The sequence below is a fragment of the Paraburkholderia madseniana genome (assembly GCF_009690905.1).
GTDB classification, from domain to species: domain Bacteria; phylum Pseudomonadota; class Gammaproteobacteria; order Burkholderiales; family Burkholderiaceae; genus Paraburkholderia; species Paraburkholderia madseniana.
Map to the genome: position 1 here is coordinate 78,502 of NZ_VOSW01000037.1, position 8,603 is coordinate 87,104.

General features: G+C 61.9%; 6 protein-coding genes. 3 read left to right on the plus strand and 3 right to left on the minus strand.

Annotation, left to right across the window (positions count from 1 at the left end; genetic code table 11):
* Window positions 1-71 precede the first annotated feature (71 nt).
* Window positions 72-1,508, minus strand: a complete 1,437-nt coding sequence (locus FSO04_RS20450) for an MFS transporter (protein WP_154561859.1) — start codon at window positions 1,506-1,508, stop codon at window positions 72-74.
* Between the two features lie 275 nt (window positions 1,509-1,783).
* Window positions 1,784-2,665, minus strand: coding sequence for an isocitrate lyase/PEP mutase family protein (locus tag FSO04_RS20455; protein WP_154561861.1), 882 nt, complete (start codon window positions 2,663-2,665; stop codon window positions 1,784-1,786).
* A 170-nt stretch (window positions 2,666-2,835) separates the two neighbouring features.
* On the opposite strand from FSO04_RS20455, the gene prpR reads away from it, so the two are divergent.
* The 3 genes from prpR to ahpF all read left to right on the plus strand — a co-directional run bounded on the left by prpR (window position 2,836) and on the right by ahpF (window position 7,290).
* Window positions 2,836-4,833: a propionate catabolism operon regulatory protein PrpR gene (gene prpR, locus FSO04_RS20460; protein ID WP_154561863.1), complete on the plus strand. Its 1,998-nt coding sequence runs from the start codon at window positions 2,836-2,838 to the stop codon at window positions 4,831-4,833.
* 148 nt (window positions 4,834-4,981) lie between these two features.
* On the plus strand, window positions 4,982-5,545 hold the full coding sequence (gene ahpC / locus FSO04_RS20465; RefSeq protein WP_054035375.1) for an alkyl hydroperoxide reductase subunit C: 564 nt from the start codon (window positions 4,982-4,984) through the stop codon (window positions 5,543-5,545).
* Window positions 5,546-5,697: 152 nt separating this feature from the next.
* A complete protein-coding gene (gene ahpF, locus FSO04_RS20470; RefSeq protein WP_154561865.1) occupies window positions 5,698-7,290 on the plus strand; it encodes an alkyl hydroperoxide reductase subunit F in 1,593 nt (530 codons plus the stop codon).
* 53 nt (window positions 7,291-7,343) lie between these two features.
* Here the strand turns inward: ahpF and FSO04_RS20475 are convergent, their stop codons facing one another.
* Window positions 7,344-8,426 (minus strand): IS630 family transposase, encoded by a 1,083-nt coding sequence (locus tag FSO04_RS20475; protein ID WP_166618219.1) that lies wholly within the window; start codon window positions 8,424-8,426, stop codon window positions 7,344-7,346.
* Window positions 8,427-8,603 lie beyond the last annotated feature (177 nt).

The following is an 8,603-nucleotide window of genomic DNA, read 5'->3' on the forward strand; positions in this document are numbered from 1 at the left end:
CGCCGCTTGGGCGCTGCGCCGCTGCTTCAACTCCGCTTCAAACCTTTCCATCCTTCCAGTCCGCTGCGAGCTCAACCCTTCGCCGGATCTTCAGTGCCGCGCGAGCCGCCGCCAATGCTCTGTCCGGCGTCGCGCGCGAGACCCAGGTAGCCGGTCACGGACACCAGTGTTAGCACGCCGGCAAACAGAAACGCGAGGCGGAAATCGTCCAGGGTGAATACGCGGCCGGTCGTCTCGCCGTTGAAGAACGCTGCTGCGCGCAGCGAGACGGCGCCGAAGGCAATGCCCAGTCCGATCGTCATCTGGGCGGCGGCGCTCCATAGCGTGCTTGCCGCGCTCATCTGCGGCTGTGCGACGTCGGCGTAGGCGAGGGTGGCAAGCGTCGAGAATTGCATCGACCGCGCCACGCCGTAGATGAACACGACGAACAGCACCAGCACGAGCGGCACGTTCGGCGTCAACAGCCCGCAGGCAATGATGAAAATGCCGGCCACCGCCACGTCGATAATCGACACCATGCGGAAACCGTAGCGTTGCAGGATGCGCGTGGTCAGCGCCTTCATGCCGAGATTGCCGAGCGCGCTCGCGAGCAACAACAGACCCGACTTGAACGCCGACAACCCGAAACCGACCTGGAACAGCAGCGGCATAAGATACGGCACCGCGCCAATGCCGATCCGGGTGAACGAGCCGGTTACCACGGTCACGGAGAAGGTCGGGATTTTCAGCGTGGAGACGTCGATCAGCGGATGCGGGTGACGCTTCGCATGCTGGAACGCCACCACGCCCATCAGCAATCCGCCGACGATGAACGCGCCAGCCACCCAGGGATTTTCGCCGGGCTGGCTCGCCAGTTCAGCGCCATACAGAATCGCCGTGAGCGTCGTGGCGCTCAGCAGAAGGCCGACGACGTCGAGCGGCTTGCGTTCGGTGCCGCGCAGGTTCGGGACAAGCGCGAGCGCGACGGCCATCGCTGCGAGACCGAACGGCACGTTCAGCAGAAAGATCCAGCGCCATGACGCATAGGTGGTGATGAAGCCACCCACTGGCGGTCCGACCACCGGTGCGGCAATGGCCGGCCAGGTGATGGTCGAGATCGCCTGCATCATCCGGCTCTTTTCCGTGCTGCGGACCACGATCAAACGGCCCACCGGCACCATCATGGCGCCACCCATGCCTTGCAGCAGCCGCGCGGCGGTAAATTCGGTCACGTTCTGCGACAAGCCGCACAACACCGAAGCCACCGTGAATACGCCGATCGCGCTGAAGAATACCGTGCGCGAGCCGCAGCGGTCGGCGACCCAGCCGCTCACCGGGATGAAAATCGCCAGCGCCAGCATGTAGGCCGTCATGCCAAGGCTCAGGCTGTTCGGCCCAACGCCGAACGAGTGCGCCATCTGCGGCAAGGCAGTGGCGATCACCGTGGTGTCGAGATACTCCATGAAGAAGGTGGCCGCGACGATATACGGCAGCCAGCCGACATGTGAATTGCGTGCGCCGCCGGTCATGGCGCCGTCCTCGACACCTTGCCGTTGCGTGTGGATTCGATGACGCCTTTGGCGTCTTTAGCGTGCCGGCATGTCCCGCGCGATTGTGTTGACTTCATGTTCTTGCGACAACCTTTCGAAAACGTGTTTCCGGCATCCCTCGATGGACGGGCAACGAGGTCGCGGCCTGTTTGGCGTCAGCCAGCCCAGCATCGTAACGCAACAAGCCGCTGCAGACAGCGGCGCGCCAGGCCAACGCGGCGAAGACCGCGCCGGAAACACGGCTTTCTTGCCGCTCAGTCCTTCGCCGCATATTCCCGATCGAGCTTGTCGTACAGCGGTTTGTTCACAAGGCGCTGGCGTTCACTGAACGGCGCGACGAGGGACGCGTCTTCATCGAGACGCCCATTGCTCTTCAACGTGCCGAGCGCGCGTTGCATGCCGAGCACCGCGCCTTGCAGCGCCGCGTTTGCGTACAGGACGATGCCGTAGCCGAGCTTGGCGAGCGCTTCACGCGATTGAACCGGCGTCTTGCCGCCGATCACGATGTTGATCAATTGCGGCGTGTCGAAAAGCCCCGGCAACCGCTCAATGTCGGCGAGCGATTCAGTCGCTTCGATAAACAGAATGTCCGCGCCGGCCTCGATGAAACGATGGCCGCGCTCGATCGCGTCTTCGATGCCGTGGACAGCGGCCGAATCGGTGCGCGCCATGATCTGCAGGTTGCCGTCTTCGCGAGCGTCGACGGCGGCGCGGATCTTGCCGACCATCTCGCTCGTGCTGACGACTTCCTTGCCGGAGAAGTGGCCGCATTTCTTCGGCATGATCTGGTCTTCGAACTGGATCACGTCGGCGCCGCTGCGCTCGAGCACGCGCACGGTCTGGCGCACGTTCAGTGCGTTGCCGAAGCCGGTGTCGGCGTCGACGATCAGCGGCAGCGCAACCGCGTCGCGAATCCGCGCGCAATGTTCGGCGACTTCGGCCAGACCGATGAAGCCGAGGTCGGGCAGGCCGAGCGACATGTTAGTGACGCCCGCGCCCGTGATGTAGATCGCTTCGAAACCCGCGTCTTCAATCACGCGCGCGCTCATCGCGTTGAAGGCGCCCGGCACGAGCAGGCCCTGGCGTTGGTTGACTTTGGCGCGGAACGCGGCGCGGCGATTAGCGGAAGTGCTCATGACGGTGTGTCTCCAGATGGGAAGTGAGTGATAGAACGCTGAGCTGAATTTGCAGGAAGCATGCCATTTGCCGCGTTTCACGATTTGTGCCGGACAATCAACAGCTTAGGCGGAAAGGGGCCGTGCCGCAGTTCATGGCAGAATAGCCGATGTGTTCCATGAAACGTTTCATGGAACGTTCCAGCTACGAGCGGAGCGTCGCAGTGTCCACTTTCACGTCGTCCCTTGCCAATTCCAATCCCGGCCGCCCAGGCGTCGCCCTGGTCAGTATCAGCCGGTTGCAATCGCTTTGCGAGACGGTCGCGCCGCGTTACACAGGGCGGGCCAGGTTCTTTTCGGTCCGGGAAGGCTACGGTGCCGCCGTCACCGCCCTGCAAGCCTATGTAGACGCGGGCTCGGTCGATGTCGTGCTGGCAGCCGGATCGAACGGCGCCTACCTGCGCGACAACCTGAGCGTGCCGGTGGTGATGGTCAAGGTGAACGGCTTCGACGTGCTGAGCGCAATCACCCGCGCCACGACGACCTGGCCCGGCGCAAAGATTGGCCTTGTCCTGCACGAAACCATCTCGCACGAACTCGCGGACCTGAGCGCGTGGTTGAACGTCGGCCTGAAACAGCGCGCCTACCGTTCGATCGATGAAGTGCGGCTCGCGGTCACGGGGCTCGCAGCAGAGGGCTGCAGCGTCATCATCGGCCCCGGCATGGCCTGCGATTTTGCCCAGCAAGCTGGCTTGGAGAGCGTCTTCCTGTACTCGCTGGGCGCGGTCGAAGAAGCGTTCGAGCGCTCGGTCGAGCTGGCGCGTGTGAGCCGCCAGAAGGAGTCGAAGCGGGTACGCCTGAACACGATCGTCGCCCATCTGCGCGACGGCGTGGCCGCCTTCGACGACGCCGGTCAGCTCGAAGCAGTCAATCCGGCGATGCTCGATCTGCTCGGCCTCGACCGCGACCAGGACGTCCCGGCGCAATTGACGCGCGCTGTCGGCCCGTTACTGCGCGAGACGCTCGAGCATGACCTGCCGGTCGAGGAGCGTATCGAACAGATCGGCGGCCGCGCGTTGATCGTCAACTGTGTGCCGATCCTCGAGCAGGGCTTGCGTTCGGGCTCAGTGGTCACGGTGCAGGACGCCTTGGTCGCGCAGCGGATCGACCGCTCGCTACGCACCAGCCAGCGGCCCAAGCATCTGGTCGCGCGGCACCATCTGGACGATCTGATCGGCAGTTCGGCGGCGCTCGAGCGGGTGCGGCGGTTGGCGCGGGCTGGCGCGGCTCACGATGCCACCGTGCTGCTGAGCGGCGAAAGCGGCACCGGCAAGGAACTGGTCGCGCAGGGCATCCACAATGCCAGCCGGCGGCGCGGCAATCCGTTTGTCGCCTTCAATTGCGCGGCGCTCCCTGAAGGGCTGATCGAAAGCGAGCTGTTCGGCCACGAGGAAGGTGCGTTCACCGGCGCGCGCCGGGGCGGCAAGCCGGGGCTCTTCGAAATCGCCCACACCGGGACGATCTTCCTCGACGAAATCGGCGAGATGCCGGCGGCGCTGCAAAGCAGGTTGCTGCGGGTGTTGCAGGAGCGCGAGGTCATGAAGCTCGGCTCCGGGCGCGCAACCCCCGTCGACGTGCGGGTGATTGCCGCCACCCATCGCGATCTGCACGCGCTGGTCGAGCAGGGTGCGTTTCGCGCGGACCTGTATTTTCGGCTGAATCTGCTTCAGATAGAATTGCCGCCGCTGCGCGAAAGACGCGGCGATGTCGCGCAACTGGCGCGGCATTTGTTGAACCGCAGTGCGCTCCAATATGGGCTGTCGGGAGCCGCGCTCGAGCGGGTGCTGGCGTTCCTCGCGCCTTTGTTCGAGCACTATGCGTGGCCCGGCAATGTGCGGGAACTGGAAAATCTGCTGGCGCGCGCCGCGATTTATCTGGGCGACTCGGCCGGTGAGGGCTGGCAGGACCTGCAGGCAGTGTTTCCGGAGTTCGGGCGGATGCGGCAGACAGCCGCGGACGTGCATGGCGCCATGGCTCCCTCCCACGCCAACGGCGACGCCTCGGGCCGTCGTTCACCCACCCGCGAGGATGTCATACGCGCTCTTGAACAGGCTGACGGCAATCGCGCTGCAGCAAGCCGGGCGTTGGGCATCGGCCGCACGACCCTCTGGCGGCTCATGAGAGACTGATCCCAGAATTGGTGCGACGCAATAGTCGCCGGTAGCCAGCCAAATAGTAATAAACTATCGAAATAATTTAAACACACCGCTTTACCTATTAAGTGACGTCTGACATACTGACTCCACTTTCCAACCACTCCGAAAGAGGACTCAGTAAATGCCGATCATCAACAGTCAAGTTAAACCGTTCAAGGCACAGGCTTATCACAATGGCGACTTCCAGACCGTCACTGAAGAGAGCCTGAAGGGCAAGTGGTCGGTTTTCGTTTTCTACCCGGCTGACTTCACGTTTGTTTGCCCGACCGAACTGGGCGACCTGGCAGACCGTTACGCCGAATTCAAGAAGCTCGGCGTCGAAATCTACAGCGTTTCGACCGATACGCACTTCACGCACAAGGCATGGCACGACACGTCGGACACGATCCAGAAGATCAAGTACCCGATGATCGCTGACCCGACCCTGGCAATCTCGCGCAACTTCGACGTGCTGATCGAAGAAGAAGGCCTGGCACTGCGTGGCACGTTCGTGATCAACCCGGAAGGCGAGATCAAGCTGGCCGAAATTCACGACAACGGCATTGGCCGTGACGCCGGCGAACTGCTGCGCAAGGTTCAAGCTGCGCAATACATCGCGGCTCACCCGGGTGAAGTTTGCCCCGCCAAGTGGACGCCGGGCGCAGAAACGCTGACCCCGTCGCTCGACCTGATCGGCAAGATCTAAGGTCTAAAAGCCTTTCGCAGTAAGCGCCTCACGGCGCATTGCCGTGCGGACCGCTTGATACAGCGGTTCGCACGTCCCCGGACTGTGCGCCTCCTACCCGGATGCGTGCGGCGCCCGGGACCCAACACCCCTCGTCACGGAATCGAATAGCCATGCTGGACGCCAATCTTAAGACTCAGTTGAAATCCTACCTCGAAAAGGTTAGCAGGCCTATCGAGATCGTCGCCTCGCTCGACGACAGCGCGAAATCGCAAGAGCTGCTGGCATTGCTGAACGATATCGCGACGTTGTCGGAACGCGTCACGGTGGTCGAACGTCGCGGCGACAGCGAACGCAAGCCGTCGTTTTCGATCGGCGAGCCGGGCAAGGAAACCGGTATTCGTTTCGCCGGCATTCCGATGGGGCATGAATTCACGTCGCTCGTCCTTGCGCTTTTGCAGGTCGGCGGCCATCCGGTCAAACTCGACGACGCGGTGATCGAACAGATCCGCAGTCTCGACGGCGACTATCAATTCGAAACGTATTTTTCGCTGTCATGCCAGAACTGCCCGGAAGTTGTTCAGGCACTGAACGTGATGGCGCTGATCAACCCGCGCATCCGCCACGTGGCGATCGACGGCGCGTTGTTCCAGAACGAAGTCGAAGCGCGCCAGATCATGGCGGTACCGACCATGTTCATGAACGGCGAAGTGTTCGGCCAGGGCCGCAGCGGTGTGAAGGAAATCCTCGCGAAGCTCGACACCAATGCCGGTGCGCGTGCGGCGAAGGAACTGGAAAAGAAGCCGGTGTTCGATACGCTGATCGTCGGCGGTGGCCCAGCGGGTGCAGCTGCGGCGATTTACTCGGCGCGCAAGGGTATTGCGACGGGTGTCGTGGCGGAACGCTTCGGCGGCCAGGTGCTCGATACGCTGGCGATCGAGAACTTCGTCTCCGTAACGGAAACCGAAGGACCGAAGTTCGCCACGGCGCTCGAACAGCACGTAAAGAGTTACGAAGTCGACATCATGGACGTGCAGCGCGCTGAAGCGCTGATCCCGGGCCGCATCAACGAAGTGCGTCTGGCGAACGGGGCGGTGCTGAAGGCGAAGACGATCATTCTGGCGACGGGTGCCCGTTGGCGCGAAATCAACGTGCCGGGTGAGCGCGAGTACCGTAACCACGGCGTGGCGTACTGCCCGCATTGCGATGGTCCGCTGTTCAAGGGCAAGCGCGTTGCGGTGATCGGCGGCGGTAATTCGGGCGTCGAAGCGGCGATCGATCTCGCGGGTATCGTCCGTGAAGTGACGTTGTTCGAATTCGGCGCGCAATTGCGTGCCGACGAAGTGCTGCAACGCAAGCTGCGCAGCCTTGCCAACGTGACGATCGTCACGCAGGCACAGACCACGGAAATCACCGGCGACGGCAAGAAGGTCAACGGTCTGGTCTACAACGACCTGCGTTCAGGCGAAACGAAGAACATCGAACTCGAAGGCGTTTTCGTGCAGATCGGTCTTGTGCCGAATACCGAATGGCTGAAGGGCACGGTCGAGTTGTCGAAGCACGGCGAGATCGTTGTTGATGCACGCGGCGCGACTTCGGTGCCGGGCGTATTTGCCGCCGGCGACGTGACCACGGTGCCGTTCAAGCAGATCGTGATTGCTGTGGGCGAGGGTGCGAAGGCATCGCTCTCCGCGTTCGATCATTTGATCCGCAGCAGCGATGTGGACGAAGTGGTGAGCGAAGCTGAAACCGAAGCGACAGTTTGACGGTGTTGTGTGAGTAGTGGACGGCGGCCTGCGGGCCGCCGTTTTTGTTTATGCTAGTGTTCCGTCCCAGAAATAACTTTGCATAGCCGGGCCACTTTCTGGAGAATGGAATCGGCTGTTGCGGTCCATACGAACGGCCGCTTGTGCTGGTTGTACTGCTCCGTATAACGCTCGATACTGGCAATGAGCTGGCGCACGTTTCTGAATGACCCGCGGCGGATCGCCTGCTGCGTAATCAGGCCAAACCAGCGTTCGACCTGATTCAGCCAGCTCGAGTAGGTCGGCGTGAAGTGCATGTGGTAGCGCGTATGCCTGGCGAGCCACGCCCTGACCCTCGGATGCTTGTGTGTCGCGTAGTTATCGACGATCAGGTGCACGTCAAGGTTTGACGGGACTGCCTTGTCAATGTAGTTCAGAAAGGCGAGAAACTCCTGATGTCGATGGCGCGGTTTGCATTGTGCGATGACTTCTCCTGTTGCGGCATTGAGCGCAGCGAACAAGGTCGTGGTGCCATGCCGCACGTAATCATGCGTCACGCCCTCGAGGTACCCCAATCCCATCGGCAACATCGGCTGTGTACGCTCCAGCGCCTGGCACTGGCTCTTCTCGTCGACGCACAGCACCAGGGCGTTGGTCGGCGGGCTCAGGTACAGCCCGACAATATCGCGCACCTTCTCGACGAAGTACGGGTCAGTAGAAAGCTTGAAGCTCTTCGAGCGATGAGGCTGCACTCCGAACAGCGACAGATAGCGGGCCACCGAGCTCTTCGAAATTCCGGTCTGTGCAGCAGCAGAACGCACACTCCAGTGCGTCGTGCCATCCGGCTTCTCATGCAGCACCTTCGCCAGCAGTTCTGCCACTGCCTCATCATCATGCGCGCGCGGCCGCCCGGGGCGCGCCTCGTCATGCAGACCGGCAAGCCCACACGCAACGAACCGTTTCTTCCAGTGTGTGATCGCCGGCGGCGTTACTTCGCACTGCCTTGCAATATCCTGCGTTCTATGACCGTCTGCGGCCATCAAGACAATCTTTGCCCGGCGGACCAGCGAATGAGGCAGCGAACGCGATCGACTCATAGACAGCAATTGCTCTCTTTCCAGATCCGACACCACAACCTCGATTCCCTTGCGTCCCATGGTCAACTCCTGTTCCCTGGATTGATCATAGAACAATCGAAATTTATGACAAGTTATTTCTGGGACGGAACACTAGCAGGCTGTTGAATTTGGATCCCGTGTAAACGGGGTTTGAGGGACGGGCGTTATGGATATCGTGTTCATGATCTTTGGCAGTGGAAACGATGCGCGGAATGG